The 19,656-nt window shown below is 74.3% G+C and carries 13 protein-coding genes and 2 pseudogenes; 10 read left to right on the plus strand and 5 right to left on the minus strand.

The window, feature by feature from the left end; all coding sequences use genetic code 11:
- Nucleotide 1: 1 nt before the first annotated feature.
- From AC3CH1_RS01600 to AC3CH1_RS01630, 7 genes are all read left to right on the plus strand, one after another.
- Complete coding sequence (locus AC3CH1_RS01600) at nucleotides 2-1,360, plus strand: O-antigen ligase family protein (protein ID WP_488461181.1); 1,359 nt, start codon at nucleotides 2-4, stop codon at nucleotides 1,358-1,360.
- Entirely contained in the window at nucleotides 1,357-3,066 is a 1,710-nt protein-coding gene (gene murJ, locus AC3CH1_RS01605) for a murein biosynthesis integral membrane protein MurJ (RefSeq protein WP_488461182.1), read from the plus strand. The genes AC3CH1_RS01600 and murJ overlap by 4 nt, the downstream gene beginning before the upstream one ends.
- Nucleotides 3,056-3,874, plus strand: coding sequence for a polysaccharide deacetylase family protein (locus AC3CH1_RS01610; RefSeq protein ID WP_488461183.1), 819 nt, complete (start codon nucleotides 3,056-3,058; stop codon nucleotides 3,872-3,874). The genes murJ and AC3CH1_RS01610 overlap by 11 nt, the downstream gene beginning before the upstream one ends.
- The gene (locus AC3CH1_RS01615) at nucleotides 3,871-5,007 is read left to right on the plus strand and encodes a glycosyltransferase (protein WP_488461184.1); all 1,137 of its coding nucleotides are present in this window, start codon (nucleotides 3,871-3,873) and stop codon (nucleotides 5,005-5,007) included. The genes AC3CH1_RS01610 and AC3CH1_RS01615 overlap by 4 nt, the downstream gene beginning before the upstream one ends.
- Nucleotides 5,004-5,681 carry a YveK family protein gene (locus AC3CH1_RS01620; protein ID WP_488461185.1) on the plus strand — a complete coding sequence of 226 codons (678 nt, stop codon included), beginning with the start codon at nucleotides 5,004-5,006 and terminating at the stop codon, nucleotides 5,679-5,681. Before AC3CH1_RS01615 ends, AC3CH1_RS01620 begins: the two co-directional genes overlap by 4 nt.
- Nucleotides 5,678-6,826: a GNAT family N-acetyltransferase gene (locus AC3CH1_RS01625; protein WP_488461186.1), complete on the plus strand. Its 1,149-nt coding sequence runs from the start codon at nucleotides 5,678-5,680 to the stop codon at nucleotides 6,824-6,826. The genes AC3CH1_RS01620 and AC3CH1_RS01625 overlap by 4 nt, the downstream gene beginning before the upstream one ends.
- Nucleotides 6,827-6,964: 138 nt before the next feature.
- Nucleotides 6,965-7,246, plus strand: a complete 282-nt coding sequence (locus AC3CH1_RS01630; protein WP_488461187.1) for a chaplin — start codon at nucleotides 6,965-6,967, stop codon at nucleotides 7,244-7,246.
- A gap of 67 nt (nucleotides 7,247-7,313) precedes the next feature.
- Here the strand turns inward: AC3CH1_RS01630 and AC3CH1_RS01635 are convergent, their stop codons facing one another.
- The gene (locus AC3CH1_RS01635; protein ID WP_488461188.1) at nucleotides 7,314-8,177 is read right to left on the minus strand and encodes a tyrosinase family protein; all 864 of its coding nucleotides are present in this window, start codon (nucleotides 8,175-8,177) and stop codon (nucleotides 7,314-7,316) included.
- Between the two features lie 19 nt (nucleotides 8,178-8,196).
- The gene (locus AC3CH1_RS01640) at nucleotides 8,197-8,670 is read right to left on the minus strand and encodes a tyrosinase family oxidase copper chaperone (protein WP_488461189.1); all 474 of its coding nucleotides are present in this window, start codon (nucleotides 8,668-8,670) and stop codon (nucleotides 8,197-8,199) included.
- A gap of 261 nt (nucleotides 8,671-8,931) precedes the next feature.
- Here AC3CH1_RS01640 and AC3CH1_RS01645 point away from each other — a divergent pair, with 261 nt between their 5' ends.
- From AC3CH1_RS01645 to AC3CH1_RS01655, 3 genes and pseudogenes are all read left to right on the plus strand, one after another.
- Nucleotides 8,932-10,221 (plus strand): cytochrome P450, encoded by a 1,290-nt coding sequence (locus AC3CH1_RS01645; RefSeq protein WP_488461190.1) that lies wholly within the window; start codon nucleotides 8,932-8,934, stop codon nucleotides 10,219-10,221.
- Nucleotides 10,222-10,343: 122 nt separating this feature from the next.
- Nucleotides 10,344-11,600: a glycoside hydrolase family 26 protein gene (locus AC3CH1_RS01650; protein WP_488461191.1), complete on the plus strand. Its 1,257-nt coding sequence runs from the start codon at nucleotides 10,344-10,346 to the stop codon at nucleotides 11,598-11,600.
- A gap of 284 nt (nucleotides 11,601-11,884) precedes the next feature.
- Nucleotides 11,885-14,343: pseudogene (locus AC3CH1_RS01655) on the plus strand (SpoIIE family protein phosphatase).
- A 151-nt stretch (nucleotides 14,344-14,494) separates the two neighbouring features.
- Here AC3CH1_RS01655 and AC3CH1_RS01660 read toward each other — a convergent pair.
- From AC3CH1_RS01660 to AC3CH1_RS01670, 3 genes and pseudogenes are all read right to left on the minus strand, one after another.
- Nucleotides 14,495-16,297, minus strand: a complete 1,803-nt coding sequence (locus tag AC3CH1_RS01660; RefSeq protein WP_488461192.1) for an ABC transporter ATP-binding protein — start codon at nucleotides 16,295-16,297, stop codon at nucleotides 14,495-14,497.
- A pseudogene (locus AC3CH1_RS01665) lies at nucleotides 16,294-18,032 on the minus strand (ABC transporter ATP-binding protein/permease). The gene AC3CH1_RS01660 and the pseudogene AC3CH1_RS01665 overlap by 4 nt, the downstream one beginning before the upstream one ends.
- Entirely contained in the window at nucleotides 18,029-19,654 is a 1,626-nt protein-coding gene (locus AC3CH1_RS01670) for a nitroreductase (RefSeq protein ID WP_488461193.1), read from the minus strand. Before AC3CH1_RS01670 ends, AC3CH1_RS01665 begins: the two are co-directional and overlap by 4 nt.
- Between the last annotated feature and the right edge of the window lie 2 nt (nucleotides 19,655-19,656).

The raw sequence follows: 19,656 nt of genomic DNA on the forward strand, positions 1-19,656 counted from the left end.
CATGGCCGCCGTGCTCAGCCCGCCCGCGCCGTCGACGGCGGCCGGACCCCGCGCCGCCGCCCGCCCCCCGTGGGGTGGTTGGCGCAGCCGTTGGCCGCTGCTGCCGCTGGTCGCGACCGTCCTGCTGCCCGCCCTGCCCTCAGGGTCCTCCGGCGGGGGCGGCCCGGCCGACGTGGCATCCGGCCTCGCGGTGCTGGTGTGCGTGGGGCGGCTGCTGTATCTGCGGCAGCGTCCGCTGAGCGCCACCGCCGCGCTGGTCCTGGGCCTGCCCGCCGTGGGCTTCGCGGTGGCCACGGTCACCGCGGCGGACCCGGCGGCGGCCCTGCCGGGGCTGGTCCGCCACCTCCAGGTCTTCGTCCTCGTACCGATCGCCGTGTACCTGCTGCTCCGGGACGCCCACGGGTTCCGGATCGTCACCGGCTCGCTCGTCCTCCTGGCGGTCGTGCAGGGCGTCACGGGCGTCCATCAGTACGTCACCGGGACCGGCGCCTCCTACATGGGCGAGGACGTCCGTGCGGTCGGCACGTTCGGGCCCAGCGACATCATGGGGATGGCGACCGTCGTCGCCTACGGGCTGCTCGCCGCCGCCGCCTGTGCCCTGCGTACGCCGTGGAACGCCCCCGTCTGGCTGCGGCCGTGCGCCGCTGTCCTGGCCGTCGCGCTGATCGTGCCCCTGACGCTGTCGTTCAGCCGGGGCGTGTGGATCGCCACGGTCGTCGCGGTCCTCGTCGTCCTGGCGCTGGCCGGGCGGCGCCAGGCCTGGACGTCGCTGGCCGTGCTGGGCGCGGCCGGGGTGGTCCTGGTCGGCGGGCTCGGCATCGGCTCCGAGATGATCGCGGACCGGGCCGCCAGCGTGACCCGGGTGACCAGCACCCCGGACCGGTCGGTCAGCGACCGCTACGCGATGTGGGGCGCGGCGGGCGCGATGTGGCGGGAGCGGCCGGCCGCCGGGGTCGGCCTCAAGGGCTTCCCCGCACACCGTGACGGACACGCCTCCATCGGGCTCTCCTCCGGCAGCGACACGGCCGGGGCGGGCCAGGAGTTCCGCCGGCAGGCGCTCCTCTCCCCGCACAACATGTATCTCCTCGTCCTCAGCGAGCAGGGCCTCATCGGTCTGACCGCGCTCGTCGGCAGCTGGGCGGCGATCCTGGTCGGCGCGGTCCGCAGACTGTGCGTCGCCCGCTCGCGCGGACACGCGGCCCTGGACTGCGGGCTGGCGGCGGTCGCCCTGATGACCTGGCAGAGCGTCAACTTCCTGTACGCGGACATCGGCGGGCCCACCACGGTGCTGAGCGGGGTCGTGCTGGGGCTGGCCGCCTGGTGGGCGCTGGCCGGGCCGGACCGGGTGAGCGCCGCATGAGCGACACCGGCACGGGGACGGAGGCCGAGGCGCGTCCGGCGGGCGCGGCCCCTCCGCTGCTCCCGGCCCCGGGAGGAGGAGTCGAAGGGCCCCTCTCCCCCGGCGTCGCGCCCGGGACGGCCGGCGGCGAGGCGCCCCGGCTGGGGCCGTTCCTCGCCCGCGCGGCGGCGGCCACGGCGGTGCTGACGGTGGTGGGGGCCGTCCTCGGTCTGGTGCGGGACCAGGCCATCGCCCGGTATTTCGGGGCGAGCGACGCGAGTGACGCCTTTCTGATCGCCTGGACCGTGCCCGAGATGGCGGCGACGCTGCTGATCGAGGACGGGATGGCGCTCCTCCTGGTCCCCGCGTTCAGTCTCGCCCTGACCCGGCGGGCGGCGGGCGGGGAAGTCCCCGGTTCCGACCCCGTACGGGATCTGGTGGCGGCCACGCTCCCCCGGCTGTTCCTCCTGCTCTCCGGCGGCGCGGCGCTGCTGGTCGCGGGCGCCCCGTGGGTCGTGGGCGTGCTGGCCCCGGGGCTCGCCGATCCGCGGCTCGCCGTGGACTGCACGCGGCTGACCGCGGTCACCGTCCTCACCTTCGGGATCACCGGCTACTTCAGCGCCGCGCTGCGCGCGCACCGCAGCTTCCTGCCGCCCGCCGGGGTCTATGTCGCGTACAACCTCGGCATCATCGGGATGACGCTGGCGCTGCACGCGACGTGGGGGGTACGGGCGGCGGCGGTGGGGGTCGCGGTCGGCAGTGTGCTGATGATCCTGACCCAACTGCCCATGTTCCTGCGGCTGGTGCCGCTCGCGCGGCCCCGGCTGCCGAGGTTCCGGCGGGGTCGGCGTGCGGCGCGGGCCGTTCCGCTGCTGGGCTTCGCGGTGCTGGCCCCGGTGGTCCTCTTCGTGGTGAGCCGTCAGTCCCAGGTCCTGGTGGAGCGGTTCCTGGCCTCCACACTGCCGGGGGGCGCGATCTCGCATCTGAACTACGCGCAGAAGGTCGCGCAGCTGCCGATGGTCCTGTCGCTGATGATCTGCACGGTGACCTTCCCGGTGGTCGCGCAGGCCATGGCCGCGGGGGACCGGGAGAAGGCCCGGCTGCGCGTGGAGCGGGACCTGGCGCTCGCCGGGATGGTGGTGCTGCTCGGCACGGCGGTCGTCCTCGGCTACGCGCCCCAGATCATCGAGGTGCTCTTCCAGCGCGGTGCGTTCGACACCGCAGACACGGCGTCCACCGCCCAGGTGATGCGGGTGTACGCGCTGGGGTTGCTCGGCCACTGTCTGGTCGGCGCGCTGAGCCGGCCGTTCTTCTCGTCCGGGCGGCCCACCTGGTTCCCGGCGTTCGCCATGGGCACCGGGCTTGTGGTCACGATGGGGGCCGGGTACGCCCTGACGTACCGCTTCGGCGTGGACGGCATCGCGACCGCCAACGCGGTCGGGATCAGCACGACGGCGCTGCTGCTCCTCATGGGCCTCGGCACCCGGGTGGTGCCCATCCGGACGCGGGCCGTAACGCTCTCGCTGGGCCGGCTCACCGGGGCGTCGCTGGCGGCGGGCGTGGCCGGCTGGGCCTGCGCTCCCCTGGTCCCCGATCCGGTGCTGAGTCTGGCCGCCGGGTGTCTCCTCGTCCCCGCCGTGTTCTTCCTGACCGGGCTCGCCCTGCGCTCGCCCGAGGTCGTCTCCCTGCTGGCACTCACCCGACGGAGGTTCCTTGATGGCCGCTGAATCCTCGGCACACCGCGCCGACGCTCCCTCGTCCCGGCTCCGCCCGCACCCCCACACCCGCCGCCGGCCGTGGATCCTCACGTACCACTCGGTGACGGATCCGAGCGACGATCCGTACGGCATCACCGTCTCCCCCGACCGCCTCGACGAGCAGCTGTCCTGGCTGCGCAGCCGTCGGCTGACGGGGGTGGGGGTGTCCGAGCTGCTGCGGGCGGGGGACGCGGGGCGGCGCGGCCTGGTCGGGCTGACCTTCGACGACGGGTACGCGGACTTCCTCGACGAGGCGCTGCCGGTGCTGCGCAAGCACGGTTTCCGGGCGACGGTCTTCGTTCTGCCGGGCCGGCCGGGCGGCGTCAACGAGTGGGATCCGCTCGGCCCGCGCAAGCCGCTGCTCACCCACGACGGCGTGCGGCGGGTCGCCGCCGCGGGCATGGAGGTCGGCTCGCACGGTCTGTACCACCAGGACCTGACAGCCCTTCCGGACGAGGAGTTGCGCCGGGAGACCGCCCGCAGCCGGGAGCTGATCGGCGATCTCACCGGGTCGCTCCCGGAGGGCTTCTGCTACCCGTACGGCATCCTCGACCGCCGGGTCACCGACGCCGCGCGCTCGGCGGGCTACGGCTACGCGTGCGCGCTGGCTCCCGGCCCGCTGCTCAGCCGGTTCGCGCTGCCCCGCACCCACATCAGCCAGGCGGACCGGGGGGTACGCCTGTGGGCGAAGGACCTGCGGCACGGGCTGCGGCAGGTGGCGGCGCCCGGTGCTGCCTCCCGGGCCACAGGGCCGGTGCGGGCGGGCGGCCCCCGGTGAGGGCGCTGCACGTCATCACCGGGCTCGGGGTCGGCGGTGCCGAGCGGCAGTTGCGGCTGCTGCTGCGGCATCTGCCGGTGGAGTGCGATGTCGTGACGCTCACCAACCCGGGGGCGGTGGCCGAGGAGCTGCGGTCCGACGGCATCCGGGTGACCCACCTCGGGATGCGCGGCAACCGGGACGTGTCGGCCGTCGGAAGGCTGGCCCGGCTGATCCGCGACGGCCGCTACGACGTGGTCCACACGCATCTGTACCGGGCCTGTGTGTACGGCAGGATCGCGGCCCGCCTCGCCGGGACCCGGGCCACCGTCGCGACCGAGCACTCCCTGGGGCGGGCCGAGATCGAGGGCCGCCCCCTCACCCGCCCCATCCGCGCCCTCTACCTCGCGACCGAACGCCTCGGGGCGGCGACCGTCGCCGTCTCCTCCACCGTGGCCGGCCGGCTGCGGGACTGGGGGGTGCCGGCCGACCGGATCCGGCTGGTGCCGAACGGCATCGACGCTGACCGGTTCCGCTTCGACGCGGGACGTCGGGCATCCGTGCGGGCGGAACTGGGCGTCCCCGAAGGGGCGTTCGTCGTCGGCGGGGTCGGTCGGCTGGTGCCGGGCAAGCGCTTCGACGTGCTGATCCGCGCGGTCGCCGCGCTTCCGGAGGCCCGTCTGCTGCTGGCCGGGGACGGTCCGGAGGCCGGGGCGCTGCGGGCGCTGGCCCTGCGCCTAGGGGCCGTGGACCGGATCCGGTTCCTCGGGGAGTGCGACGAGCGCGGGGACGGTCCGGTTCCGGGGGTGCCGGCGCTGCTATGCGCCCTGGACGCCTTCGTCTCCACGTCCCGCGAGGAGTCCTTCGGGCTCGCCGCCGTGGAGGCGCTCGCCGCCGGACTGCCCGTGCTCCACGACGCCTGCCCGGCCATCGACGACCTGCCCGCCGCCCATGCACCGGGCGCCACCCGGATCGCCGGGAGCCCCGAGGAACTGACGGCCCGGCTGCGACAGCGGATACAGGCCGGAGCGGACCGGCGGCCGCCGCCCCGGGCCGTCGGCCATTACGACATCAGGCGCAGCAGCGAGCGCCTGATGGACGTGTACGCGTACGCCCTCGACACCGCCCCACCGAACCGGAGAGCCCTTTCATGACCGACTCACCCGAGCAGCAGCGCCGACACGTCGTCGTCCGTCGGCTGCGCACCGCTCTCGCCCGGCTGCCGCACTGGTGGCCGCTGCCCGTCTCCGTACTGATCGGCACCGCGTCCGGGCTCTCGTACAGTGCGCTCGCCGCGGACCGGTACGAGGCCACCAGCTATGCGATGGCGGTCGCCGAGGCGGAGACGGACCCCTCGGCGGCCCTGGGGTACGCCCAGTCGTACGGGCGGCTGACGACGAGTGACGCGACGCTCTCGTACGCCCAGGGCGCGGCCGGTGAGCCGGTGCGCGAACTGCGCTCCCACGTCCGGTCGGAGACCTCTCCCGACTCGCCGATGATCGCGGTGACGGGCACGTCCGAGGACCGGCGCAGGGCGGCCGACATCGCCAACGCGGTCATCGAGGCCGTCATCGTGAGCAGCGGGCACGTCTCCAAGGACACCGGGGTGAAGCTGATCAAGTTCACCCACGCGATGACGCCGGACCAGGCGGTCTCGCCGTCCGTGCCGCTGGGCGCCGCCGTGGGGGCCGCGACGGGCGGGCTGCTGGGCGGCCTCGTGCTGCTGGTCCGGCCGCGCCGGGCGGGCAGGATCTTCCCGGCGCAGGTTCCCGCACCGACGGCCGGGGGCGGCAACGTCGCCCAGGACGACCGGGAGCTCGTCCGATGACGGGACACCGGGCGGGCGGCCTCTCCGTGACCCTGTGCCGGGACTTCGGGGAGTTCGGCGCTCTCGCCGGGGAATGGGACGCGCTGCACCGCCGCTGCGCCACCGCGACCCCCTTCCAGAGCCACGCCTGGCTGCACTCGTGGTGGATCTCCTACGGTCAGGAGGGCCGGCTGCGGGTGCTGCTGGTCCGCCGGGCGGGGCGGTTGATCGGGGCGGCGCCGCTGATGCTGGTGCACCGTCCGATGCCGCTGCTCGTCCCGATGGGCGGGGCGATCTCCGACTTCTTCGACATCCTGCTGGACGAGGAGGAGGCCGGTTACGCGGTGGGGGCGCTGGGACGCGGTCTGGACCGGGCGGCCCGGCACACCGTGGTGGACCTGCGGGAGGTCAGGCCCGACGCGTCGGCGCAGTTGCTGTTCGGGCGGTGGGCCGGGGCCCGGAGCCGCCTCACGGACTCGACGTGCATGGAGCTGCCGGCCGAGCCGCTGGGCGACGCCGTGGCACGGCTGACGGGCTCGCGGGGCCAGCGGCTGCGCTCCAAGCTGCGCAAGGTCGACGCCCTGGGCGTCGAGGCGCGCCGGATCCCGCGGGACGGCGTGCCGGCCGCGATCGCCACGCTGCTGCGGCTGCACGAGCGGCAGTGGGAGGGCCGGGCGGTCAACCCCGAGCATCTCCGGGCGCGGTTCTCGGACCATCTGATCCGGTCGGTGGGGCGGATGGTGGGGGACGGTACGGCGGCCATGACCGAGTTCCGGCTGAACGGCGAGGTGGTGGCGTCCAACCTGTCGTTGCAGTCCGGGCGTCTGACGGGCGGCTATCTGTACGGTGCGGACCCGGCGCTACGCGAGCGGAAGGTCGATGTGTCGACGATGCTGCTGCGCGAGGTCGCCCAGCAGGCCTCGGACGGCGGGCGCGCGGTGCTGAGCCTGCTGCGCGGTGCGGAGAGTTACAAGAACCACTGGGGGCCGGTGCCGGTGGTCAATCAGCGGCTGCTACTGGCGCGGCCGGGCCTGGAGCCGCTGCTGCGGCTGCGCGAGTCGCAGGTGGCGGTACGGGAGCGGGCGGTGGAGAGAGTGAAGGCCCGGTTCCCGGCGGCGCGGGACTGGCACGAGCGGCTGACGGGGCTGCCGGTGATCGGGCGCTGACACGACGGGCGTACGCCGGACGGGGGCGTCGGAGATATCACCTATGCGCTGATCCGTTACCGTCCGGCCTCTCCCGCGTTGTCAGGGGGTGCGGGCCTCGCGTCCGCAGCACACCCCCTTCTGTACAAGGAGTTCTGAATGTCTCGCATGACGAAGGTCGCCGCTGTCATGGCCGGCACCGGCGCCCTGATCGCCGGCGGCGCCGGCCTGGCGTCCGCGGACGCCGGCGCGCAGGGCCTCGCCGCCGGCTCCCCCGGTGTCCTCTCGGGCAACCTCATCCAGGTTCCGGTCCACGTGCCGATCAACCTCTGCGGCAACACCGTCAACGTGATCGGGCTGCTCAACCCGGCCTTCGGCAACACCTGCGTCAACGCCGACGGCGGCCACCACGACAAGGGCGGCTACGGTCACGGCCGCTGATCTCCCGTAGTACCGGAACGGCCGGCTCCCTCCTCGCGGAGGGGGCCGGCCGTTCCTCCGTCCGGGCTCAGGCGTAGCGGTAGAGCTTGCCGTGGTCGAGCAGTTTGCGCGGGGTCACGCCCCAAGGGGGCATGGCGTCGTCGAGGCCGAAGACGTAGTCGCGGTCAGGACCCGGTGACGCGGGCTTGCGGCCCGGCAGGTAGGCGGAGTTCGGGTGGGCCTTGCGCCACCGGTCCCACAGCAGGTCGATGAAGGAGTGGTGGAGCCAGAACACCGGGTCCTCGGGGGAGGCCGCGCCCGCCATCGGGCCGCCGACCCACTGGTGGACCTGGTTGTGGAGGCCCACCCCGCGCACGCCTCGGATCCCCCACCCCTCGATGCGATTGCGGAAGCCCTCGGTGCAGACGCTGTTCCAGGGCTCGGTGTCGTAGACGGGGTCCTTGAGCGCCCGCGCCAGGTCGTTCCCGGTGGGGAGGGAGACCGGGTCGCGGCCGGGTCTGCCGAAGTTGCGGGTGAGGTAGTGCTCGTCGGTGACGCCCCTGCCGACGCTCCAGTTGCCCGCACCGTAGGCGAACGCCCCGGTGGTGACCTGGCGGTCCCCGGTCCTGCCGTTGCCGCCGAGGAAGTCCTCCGCCCAGAGCGACGAGGTCGGCTCGTCGTCCTGGGTCCAGTCCCAGTACGGGACGCTGACGCCCGCGTCGACGCCACGGAGCGCCTTCTCGAACTCCAGCAGGTACTGGCGGTGCCAGGGGAAGAACGAGGACGTCATGTGCGCCGGGCGCGGCCGCCGCTCGGTGTCCATGACGTAGTACTCCCGGTGCATGACGACGAAGTCGTCGTAGCGGCCCGAACGCTTCAGTTTCAGGATCGCGTCGACGAGCCGGCGCTTCTCGGTGCGCGTGAGGTCGCGCTGGTTCTTGCGGGTGTACACCGGTGCTGGTCCTCCTGGTTCACATGCGGTGCGCGGCGGGGTGCGCGAGCCGGGCGGTTCCGAGCTCGTCGACGGCGGCACGGGCCGCCCCCAACAGCGTCGGGTACGACTCGTAGTGCCGGACGTCGCTCAGATAGGTGCCGTCCGCCCGCCTCATGACGTGCAGGGGCCTGCCGTCGATGCGGATCTCGGCACCCGGTTCGGCGGCGACCGCGACCCGGTCGTCGTCCGTGGCGCCGGCGGGGACGACGGCGGTCGCCGTCACCCGGATCTCCCGGCCCCGGTACATCTCGGCGAACTCCTCCACCGGGGGTACGGGGCCGGATGCGGGCGCCTCGGGTGCGGGCCGGGCCGCGGTGGCCCGCTCACGGTCGAGCAGCGGGAGCAGGGCGATCGCGGTGCCCGTGACCACTGCGGCGGTGAAGGCTCCGCGCAGGACGATCCGGCGGGAGGGAACGCGGGCACCGCCCGGTTTCGCGGGGATGGGGCTCATGGGATGACTGCCTGCCTCTCGTTGACTCGCCTCGTCGACTCGTGACTCGCTCACTCGTCCGAGGTGCTTCTGATGGCGATGTTGACAACGAGGCGGTGACGAAACAGTTCTCGTGCGTGCTGCGTACGGCGCACAGGCGCCCGCCCCGTTCCGTCAAACGCGTGAGGGTGCGGGCTCTTCGGGAGCTACGGGCCGCGTCGATGAGGCTCCTCGTGGCCGGCGGGCCGGACCATGGCCTGGCGAACCGTGGAGGTGATGGGCATGACCGTTCCGTATCAGTTGTCCGGGGACCGTGTACTGCGCGCGGCGGACGTCGATCTGGCCGATCCGGCCTTCTGGCGGCTGCCCCGCCCCATAAGGCTCAGGGCCTTCGCCCTGCTGCGGGAGCTGGACGCGCCGGTCCTGTTCACTCCGCGGGCCGGTGCCGCGCGCACCGCCGGAAAGCCGTTCCACGCCCTGGTGCGCCATGCGGACGTGCGGACCGCGAGCCGCACGCCCCAGGTGTTCGCGAGCGCTCCGGGGGTCACCACCCCGGAGCCGGCCGGCTGGGCGAAGGCGCTGTTCGGGAACTCGATGGTCAACATGGACGGGCCCGAGCACGCGGCGCTGCGCCGGATCATCGCGCGCCGGTTCACCCCCCGGCTGCTGGCGGACGTCGAGGAGAACGTCGGCCGGCTCGCCGGGCGGCTGGTGGACGAGCTGATCGCCGAGCGCCCCCGGGACTTCATGCCGTCGGCGGCCTCGCGGCTGCCGCTGGAGGTGATCTGCGACCTGATGGGCGTACCGGAGGCGTACCGGGCGCGGATCGCGGAGCAGATCGACCACGCCTCGGAGCACGTCGGCGTCGAGCGCCGGGGCCGGGCCCGGCTGCGGATTCCCGGCCGCGGGCTGGCGTCGCTGGCCCGGATGCAGTTCGTCATGGGGCGGCTCGCCCGGGAACGGCGCCGTCACCCCGGGGACGACCTCGTCTCGGCGCTCGTCAGCGCGGACATCGACGGCGAGGCGCTGTCCGGGCGGCAACTCGGGGCCTTCTTCTCGCTGCTGCTGGTGGCGGGGGTGGAGACGACCCGCAACGCGATCGCGCACGGACTGTTCCTCCTCGACCGGCATCCGGAGCAGCGGGAGCTGCTGCGGTCCGACTTCGACCGTTACATCGGCGGCGCCGTCGACGAGATCGTGCGCCATTCGACGCCGATCATCCAGTTCCGCAGGACTGTCACCGCGGAATGCGCCCTGGGCGGCCGTACGTTCCTCCCGGGGGAGAAAGTCGCCCTCATTTACGCGTCGGCCAATCGCGACGAGACGGTTTTCACCCAGCCGGATCGCTTCGACATCACCCGGTCGCCCAATCCCCATCTGGGATACGGCGGCGGAGGCCCGCACCACTGCCTGGGAGCACATCTGGCGCGGCTCGAAATGGCGGCGATCTTCCGCGAACTGATCGCCCGTCGTCCCGTCATGCGAAATCTGGGAGATCCGGACCTGGTGGACTCGAATTTCGACAACCGCGTCGGCTCGCTGCCCTTCACGTTCGGCCCCACATTCACCTGAACGGCACGTACGCAACGCCGAATACGATAAATGGACTCCTGCACATGCCCCCGGTGCACGATGATGCGACTCTCTCCCTATCGGGCCGAACCGGCCGGAATTCACCGCAGCCAGGAGGAGTAATGCCGGCCAAGCGCCGTCTTATCGTTTCGTGCATCGCGGCGGCTGCTCTCAGCCTCCTGGCGGGCGGCGGCATCGCGGGGCAGTCGCCGCCGGGCACCGATTCCGTCGACGGCGCCGCCCCCGGCGCATCGGGGGCGGCGAGCAGCACGGCGCACGGCGCGTATCTGGACTACGGGCCCGCAGGAGTCAGCAGGATGGCCGAGCTGTCGCGCTGGCTCGGCGGGGCGGAGCTACGGGTGGGGCACACGTACCTGCCGGGCGATCTCTGGGTGAACATCGAGGGGGCGCCCGACTTCCTCGACGCCTGGGCCAAGTGGAGACAGGGGGACCCGGAACGGATGTTCGTCCTGAACGTGCCGATGCTGGAGCGCAACGAGGAGCGGGTCCCGGACGACGAGGTCCGCACCCTGCTCCGGGCGGGCGCGGCCGGAGATTACGACCGGCACTTCACCCGGCTCGCGGAGCGGCTGGTGGAGCTGGGCGTTCCGGACACCGTGATCGTGCTCGGCTGGGAGATGAACGGCACCACGTACACCCATCGGTGCGGCCCCGATCCAGCGTCCTGGAAGGCGTACTGGCAGCGGATCGTCACGGCGATGCGCACGGTGCCCGGTCAGGACTTCCGCTTCGACTTCACGCCGAGCCGGGGACGGGACGCGGTGCCGTGGACCGAGTGCTACCCGGGCGACGATGTCGTCGACATCATCGGGATGGACTCCTACGACCAGCCGCCCGGCGAGACCTTCGACGACCAGATCACCGACCCGTACGGGCTCCAGAAGCACGTCGACTTCGCCGCGGAGCACGGCAAGCCCATCTCGTTCCCGGAGTGGGGGCTCTTCCGCAACGGCGACAACCCCGAGTACATGCGGCGGATGCTGGAGTGGATCGACCGGCACGAGCCGCTGTACCAGACGGTCACGGACTACTGCCCGCACGGCGTCTGGCAGTGCAAGAGCAATCCGCGGTCCTCGAAGGTGTTCCGGACGATGCTGACCGAGATGGCCGCGCCGGCCTCGCCCTCGCCCAGCCCGACACCGACACCGACACCGACACCCAGCCCTACCCCCACCCCTACGCCTACGCCTACCGCCGTCCCGACGGATCCGGCGTCCGTCCCGCCGTCCCCTGTGGCGCCTGCTCCCAGGGATCCGGGGGCGGGGCGCCGCCCCGCCCGCGAGTGGTGTGTGTCGGTCCCGTTCGGCGACTGGCTGGGCCCGTGGCTGCGGGAGCGCGAGATCTGCTTCCGCTACTGATCCCGGGCGCCCCGGGTATCTCAAGCATCCCTGACATCCCTGGCATCCCTGGCATCCCTGGCATGGAAACGGCTCCGGCCCTCCTGTCGGAGCCGGAGCCGTCCACCCACACGGGTCCAGCGCGGGGGTAAGCGGACAAGCAACCGCTTGTCATCTCCACCAACGCGGACACGGCCCGCTCCGTCACGCCGCCGAACGAGGGACAGCGCGCGCCCGGACTCCGCACCGGGCGCCGTCCGGGGCGACGAGCGACCATGGAAACCTACAGAGGGTGGTGAGGTGCAATGGCATCCGCCGATGAGGGCTCCCCGGCGGAGCCCGGCCCGCTGCCCTCCGGGGGCGGGCTCGGACCGGCGCGGACGACCGACGGCGCGGCGGCGGTGATCGCCGGGGACGGCACGGTCATCGGCTGGACCCGCGGGGCCGAGGCGCTGCTCGGGTATCCGGCGGCCGAGGTGGTCGGCCGGTCCGCCTCCCAGCTGCTCACCGGCCCGCCGGACGCCCGGCGCACGGCCGCGGTGGCCGCCCGCTGCCGGGCCGGTTCGGGGTGGAGCGGACTGGTCCCCCTGCGGGCCCGGGACGGCCTGTCGCTGGACATCGACGTACGGGCCACCGCCTCGTTCCTGATCGCCGGGCGAGAGGGCTTCCTGGTGTCCGGGCGGGAACTCACCCCGCACTGGACGATGCGCGGGTCCGTGCTGGACGACTTCCTGAACCGGTCGCCGGTCGGGATGACGGTGCTCGACCCCGACCTCCGCTACCTCTGGCTGAACGACACGCTGGAACGGGTCGACGGCGTGCCCCGGGAACAGCGTCTGGGACGCCGGCCGAGCGAGGTTCTGCCCAGGGAACTGGCGACGCCCCTGGAGCGGTTGATGCGGCAGGCCCTGTCGACCGGCGAGGCGATCACGGACTACGAGTATGTGGGCTGGAGCTGGCCCGACCCGCGCCGTCGGCGGGCGTTCGCGAGCTCGTTCTTCCCGCTGGCCGACGCGGGGGGCCGGCAGATCGGCATCGGCTGCATGGTCCTCGACGTCACCGACCGGTGGAACGCACGTCGGCTGCTCGCGCTGGTGAACGAGGCCGGAGCGAGTATCGGCTCCACCCTGGACGTACAGCGCACGGCTCAGGAGCTCGCCGACTTCGCGGTGCCACGGTTCGCGGACTTCGTCTTCGTCGACCTGCTGGAGAACCCGTTCGGCGGCGACCGGCCGGGGCGCCGGCCGAGGGCGAGCGGCCGGCCATGCGCCGGGCGGGCCTGAGCTCGGTACGGGAGGGCTGCCCGGAGGCCGTCGTACGGGTCGGCGAGACGGTCGACTTCGTGCCACCGCCGCACGACGCGCGCTTCCTCCTCGACGGCGCCCCCGTCCTGCTCCCGACGCTCGACCCCGACCACCACGGGTGGACGGTGGAACAGCCCGAACGGGCCTCCCGGTTGCGCGAGTTCGGGCTGCACTCGCTGATCTCCGTACCGATGCGGGCGCGCGACACCGTGCTGGGGCTGACCACCTTCATGCGGTCGCGGAATCCGGTGCCGTTCGACGAGGACGACGTGGCGCCCGCCCGGGAGCTGGTGGCGCGCGCGGCCGTGTGCGTGGACAACGCCCGCCGCTACACCCGGGAGCACACCGCGGCACTGGTGCTCCAGCGGAGCCTGCTGCCGCACACGCTGCGCGGCGGGACGGCGCTGGACCTGGCGTCGTCGTACCTTCCGGCAGACGCGAAGGACGGGGTCGGCGGCGACTGGTTCGACGTGATCCCGCTGTCCGGGGGCCGGGTCGGCCTGGTCATCGGCGATGTCGTCGGACACGGCATCGGGGCCGCCGCGACCATGGGCCGGCTGCGCACCGCCGTACAGACGCTGGCCGACATGGACCTCCCCCCGGACGAGCTGCTGGCACGCCTGGACGATCTCGTCCTCCGGCTCAGCGAGGAGGAGCGCGCCGGGGGACCCGAGGAGCGGGGCGGGACGACGGTGGTGGGAGCCACCTGCCTGTACGCCGTCTACGATCCGGCGAACGGCTGCTGCACGATGGCCCGGGCCGGTCACCCGCCGCCGGTGATCGTCATGCCTGACCACACGGTCAGCTTCCCGGACCTGCCCGCGGGTCCGCCCCTGGGACTCGGCGGGCTGCCCTTCGAGTCCCGCGAGATCGAGCTGCCCGAGGGAAGCCTCCTCGGCCTCTACACCGACGGGCTCATCGAAGGGGCCGACAAGGACCTGGTGCGCGGAATGGACCGTCTGGGCCGGGCGGTGTCCCGGAACGGAATGCCGCTTGAGGTCCTGTGTCCGGCGGTGGTCGAGGAGCTGCTGCCCGTCCCGCAGCCGGACGACATCGCGCTGCTCCTCGCCCGGACGCACCGCCTGAGCCCCGAGCACCTGGTGTCGTGGGACGTGCCAGTGGACCCCGCGGCGGTCGGCGAGACCCGGGCCAAGGTCTCCCGCCAGCTGGAGACGTGGGGGATCGCGGAGCTGTCGATGACGACGGAACTGATCGTCAGCGAGCTGGTGACCAACGCGATCCGGTACGCCGCGGGTCCTGTGCGGCTGCGGCTGCTGTTCCAGTCGGCGCTGACCTGCGAGGTGTCCGACGCCAGCAACACCTCGCCGCGGCTGCGGCACGCCAGGACGACGGACGAGGGCGGGCGTGGGCTGTTTCTCGTCGCTCAGCTCGCCCATCGGTGGGGCACGCGCTACACCCCAAGCGGGAAGGTCATCTGGGCGGAGCAGCCCCTTCCGTGATCCGGCCCGGTCCGCGGGACGCCCTCTGACCGCTTCGGGGACGTCCCCTGACCGCTTCGGGACGTCCCCTGACCGCCGCGGAGACGTCCCCTGACCGCTTCGGGGCCGCCCTCTGCGGACTCTCCTCAAGGGCTCTCCTCGACGACTGTCCTCAAGGGCTTTCCTCGTGGGCGAAGAGGCGGGTCAGCGGGCCGCCGGCCCGGATCAGCTCGTCCCAGGTGCCCTCCTCGACGATGCGTCCGCCGTCCAGGACCGCGATCCGGTCGGCCCTGCGGACGGTGGCCGGGCGGTGGGCGATCACCAGGGTCGTCCGGGTGGCGGAGTCGGCTGCGAGCGCCCGGGACAGTTCCGCGTCGCCCCGGTGGTCCAGGTGAGCCGTCGTCTCGTCCAGCACGAGTACGCGCGGACCGCTCAGCAGCCCCCGGGCCAGGGCCACCCGGGCGCGCTGGCCGCCGGACAGGGTCGCGCCGCGCTCGCCGACGGCGGTGCGCAGACCGTCGGGCAGGGCGTCGGCGATGGGGTCGAGGCCGCAGATCCGGGTCACCGCGCCCAGTTCGTCCGCCGTGGCGTCCGGTGTGCCCAGACAGAGGTTCTCGGCGAAAGTGCCGTGGAAGAGCGGGGCCTCCTGCCCCACCACGGACACGGCGGCGCGCAGGTCCTCCTCGGTGAGGTCCCGCAGGTCCACGGGGTCGGCCGGGGCGGGGGGCACCAGCTCCACGACACCGGCCTCGGGGTCCCAGTAACGCGCCAGGAGGTGGGCGCAGGTCGACTTGCCCGCCCCGGACGCTCCGACGAGGGCCACGGTCTCGCCCGGCCGGACGGTCAGGTCGAGGCCGTCCAGCACGGCCTCTCCCCCGTAACCGAACCGGACTCCGCGCAGCCGCAGGCCGAGCGGTCCCGGCGGTACGGGGCGGGGGGCGGTGGGAGCGGGGGCTCCGGCGGGGGCGTGCACGGCCGCCCGGACCCGGGCGGCGGCGGCGCGCAGACCCCCGGCCCGGCCGAGTGCGGCCGCCGACTCGGCGACCGGGGCCAGGGCTCCCAGGGCGAGTGCCATGGCTGCCGGGGCCCACGCCCCGTCCAGTTGTCCGGCGGACGCGGCGTGAGCGGCGGCCGCGACGACCCCGATGACGGCGGCGACGACCAGCAGGTCGCGGGTGGCTCCCGCACCGGTCTCCCAGGACTGTTCGGCGCGCTGGGCGCGGGCGAGCCGGTGTCCGGCGGACCGGAGCCGGGACCGCCTGCGGTCCAGCGCCCCCGTCATCAGGAGTTCGCGCAGTCCGTCGACGCTCTCCACGGTCTCGGACGAGACCTCGGCGAGCGCGCTCCGGGTCCGCGCCCCGCGTTCGGCCCGTCCGCGCGCCTCGAACAGGGGCGACCAGATCAGGAGGAGCGCGGCGGGCACGACGGCGAGCAGCAGCCAGGGGCCGAGGGCGGCCAGCACAGCGGCCGACACAGCGAAGACCACACCGGAGGCGAGGAGTTGGGCGATGGCGTGGGCGTAGAAGAACTCCAGTGCCTCGACGTCCCCGAGCGCGGTGGCAGCGAGGTCGCCGCTGCGTCGGCCCGCGATCCGGGCGGGGGCGCTGCGGGCCAGCCCGTCGAAGACCCGTACGCGCAGTTCGGCGAGGACCCGGTAGGCGAGGTCGTGCGAGAGGTCCATCTCCCGCCAGGTGGCCAGCGCCCGGAGCAGGACCAGCCCGCTCAGGACGGCGACGGTCCCCGGGGTGGGTGGGCGGTGCTCCGTCACGGCCGTGCCCACCGTGTACGCGGCGAGGGTCACGAGGGCGACGAGGGCCGCCTGGTCGACGAGGGCCGCCAGGCAGGTGCGCAGGACGGTGGCGCGGTGCGCGCCGAGGGCCGGGAGGAGCGAGCGCAGGGCGCCGGGCGCGGCGTCGTCGGTGGCGGAGGCGCCGGGCGGGAGGGCGGGGCCGGTCGGGGCCGAGGTGGGGGTCATGCGGCGCGCTCCTCCTGTGCGGTGCGCCCGGCCGCGACGAGCGAGGCGTACACGCCGCCGCCCGCGAGCAGGGTGGTGTGGTCGCCCGCCGCGGCGACACGGCCCGCGTCGAGGACGACGATGTGGTCGGCGTGGCGTACGGCGTCCAGCCGGTGGGCGACGACGACGCAGGTGCGGCCTCGGCCGGCCGCCGACAGTTCGCGCACGATGCGGGCCTGGCCGCGTTCGTCGACCGCGCTGGTGGCCTCGTCAAGGATCAGGACGGGGGCGTCGGCCAGCAACGCCCGCGCGAGGGAGAGCCGTTGACGCTGGCCGCCGGAAAGGGTCGGCGCCGCGTTCGCCGACGAGGGTGGCGTAACCGTCCGGCAGCCGGGCGATCTCCTGGTCGATCCCGGCGGTGCGGGCGGCGGCGCGCAGTTGTTCGTCGGTGGCGGCCGGGCGGGCGATGCGCAGGTTCTCCGCGATCGTGGCGTGGAAGAGGTAGGTGTCCTGCGAGACGACGGCGATGCCCCGGCGCAGTGAGGCGAGGGTGTACGCGGCGGTGGCCGTCCCGGCGACGGTGAGGCTGCCGCTGTCCGGGTCCCGTTGCCGCAGCAGCAGGCTCAACAAGGTCGACTTCCCCGCCCCGGACGGTCCGACGACGGCTGTGGTGCGCCCGGGGGCGGCGGTGAAGGTGACGCCGTCGAGGGCGGGCAGCTTGCTCCCGGGGTGGGTGAAGCGCACGTCCTCGAAACGGATTTCGGGTGGGCTCTCCCAGGCGGCGGCCAGGGTGCCCCGGTCGGGCACGGCGGCTTCGGCGGTGCGCAGGGCGGCGATGCCGTCGGCCGCGGACACCCCGAGATAGCCCGCGTGCCACTCGCGGGAGAGGTCGCGGACGGGGCGGAAGCATTCGGAGGCGAGGAGGAGCAGGAGGTAGGTGCCGGTGGCGGCGGTACGGCCGGTGGCCGCCGACGAGCACGCCACGAGGACGGCGACGGCCGTGCCGCCCTGGACGGCCAGGTCGGTGAGGCCGGTGTCGACGAGCGAGACGCGGAGTTTGGCGACGGTGGTCCGGTGCAGGGCGGCCGACCGCCGCTCCAGCCGTTCCCGCACGCGGCCCACCGCACCGGTGGCGCGCAGGGTCGGCATCCCCTGGAGCGCCTCCAGGTAGTCGGCGGCGAGGGCTTCGTAGGAGTCCCAGTGCTCCTTGCCCCGCCGCGCGAGCAGCCGGTCCCACCAGCGCGGCCCGAACAGGGCGAGCAGCAGGGCGGGGCCGAGGGCGAGGGCCGCGTACGGCTCGACGAGGGCGACGGCGACGAGCAGCAGCGGTGGAACGGCGCAGGTGATGAGCGCTTGGGGCAGATAGCGCGAGACGTACGCGTCGACGCCCTCGACGCCGTCCACCAGCGTGGCGCGCACGGCTCCGGCGCGCGCGCCGGTGATCGCGGTGGGGCCGATTGCGCCGAGCCGCTCCAGCAGGGTGTCGCGCAGCCCGACCCGTACGGCGGCGCCCGCCGTGACGGCGGTCAGGCGCTGGGCGCGGCCGAGTCCGGCGCGGACCAGGACGACGGCGATGACGGCGGTGAGCAGGGGGGCGAGGGCGGCCGTCTCCCCGGGCGATCCGGGCGAGCACGAGGGCGAGCAGGACGGCTTGGGCGAGGTGGGTGGCGGTGACCGCCGCGAGCAGTGCGGTGGCGAGGCCGAGCGGGCGGCGCGCGGTGTTCGCGGCGCGCAGGAGTTCGGGGTGGAGCATCATGGGCGTTCTTCCTCGCCGGGCGGAGCCGCCGGTGCGGCGCTTGTCGGGGACGCTGGGGCGGGTGCCGTCGGGGCGACGGGCCTCGGGCTCGCTGTGACGGGTGCCGTGGGGGCGAGTGAGGTTGGGGCGGGCGGCAGGGGGCTCCCTGCGCCGGGGGGCCTCGGGGCAGTCGGCGTTTCGGCTGCCGTTGGGCGTCGGGCGGAGCTCGGGTCGACGGGGCCCGGCGGCGGAGGCGCTCCCACCGCGAGGCCGTGCACGATCCAGTCGCTTCCGGGGGCTTCGCCCAGCGCCGCGCCCAGGTCCGCCCGCTGCCAGGATCCGACGGGACGGGAGCGCAGGCCGAGCGCGGTGGCGTGGGCCTGGACGACTCCGGCCGCGTACCCGGCGGATAGGTGGGCGGTGCGCACAGCGGCCGGCGGGGCGTCCCCGGGGCAGCCGTGGGCGAGGAGCACCGCGCCCGCGCCGCCGATCCACTGCTGGCCCGCGGCCCAGTGGGCGAGGGTGGGACGCGCGTCCCCGGAGGCGCGGACGTCGAGTCCGCTGCTGCCGGGAGCCTTCGCGTACAGGGCCGGGGCAGCGCCGCCGAGCGCGGCGGTCCAGGCGGGTCCGTCCGGCCATGCTGTCGCGGCTGTGGTCAGGAGCCGGGCGAGCTGCGCCTCGCCGGGCGGGTGGTTCAGGTCGTCGGGCGGGGCGCTCCGGCGTGCCTCCAGGGTCTTGTCGGTCACCGGTCCAGGGCGGATGGCCGGGTGCCAGGTGCCGCCGGGCAGCTCGGGGGATGCCGCGATGTGGTGCAACAGGCGGAGTGTCGCCGCGAGTTCACGGGACGGGGTGGTCTCCGCGCCGGGTCCCGGCGACGGGGTTCCGGTACGGGGTGGGCCGGCCCAGGCCATCAGCGCCCCGGGGGCGTCGGCTGTCACGCCCACGGGTGTCAACCCGACCACCGCGAGCGGCAGTTCCGGTTCGAGGCCGGGCCAGGCTTCCGGCCAGTGGCGAGCTGAGGGCAGTCCGACGGCGGCGGAGAGGAGGGCGGTGTCCGCGTCGAGGCAGACCAGTACGTCGGCGGCCCGGGGCGCGGCCAGCGCCAGGGCCGCGGCGGCGTGCCCGGTGTCCAGCAGCAGGAGCGGCCAGGCCCGGTGGCCGTAGTGCGCGACGGTACGGGCCGCGACCACGGTGAGGACGACGAGGACGCCCGGAGGTATGCCTTCGGGGGCGGGGCCGCGTGGGTGCGCGCGGTGGGCGCGCGGGTCGTAGGCGTAGCGCCCGGGCGGCAGCGAACACCCGGGCCCGGCCAACAGGTGCGCGCGCACCGGGTGCAGGGCTCCCGCCGAGGGGACGGGCCGCAGCCGGCCCGAGGTGCCGACGGGCGCGGCGAGCGAGAGCCGCAGGACGCGGCCGAGGTCGAGCGCGGCCCCGCCCCCGGCCCCAGGACCCGCCCCGGACCGGACCTCGTCCCCGGCCAAGGGCAGCCCGGTCCCGCTCCAGGGGAACGGGCGCTCGGGAACGTACGGGGTAAGGCCCGGCGCGCGCGAGGAGCGGACGTCTGCCAGGGCCCGGCACAGCAGGCCGGACGCGGGGCGCGTCCGGGGGTCGGAGGCCTCGGTCCGGGCCGGGGTGTCGTGCATGG

The organism is Streptomyces sp. MGP-P1 (assembly GCF_057766565.1).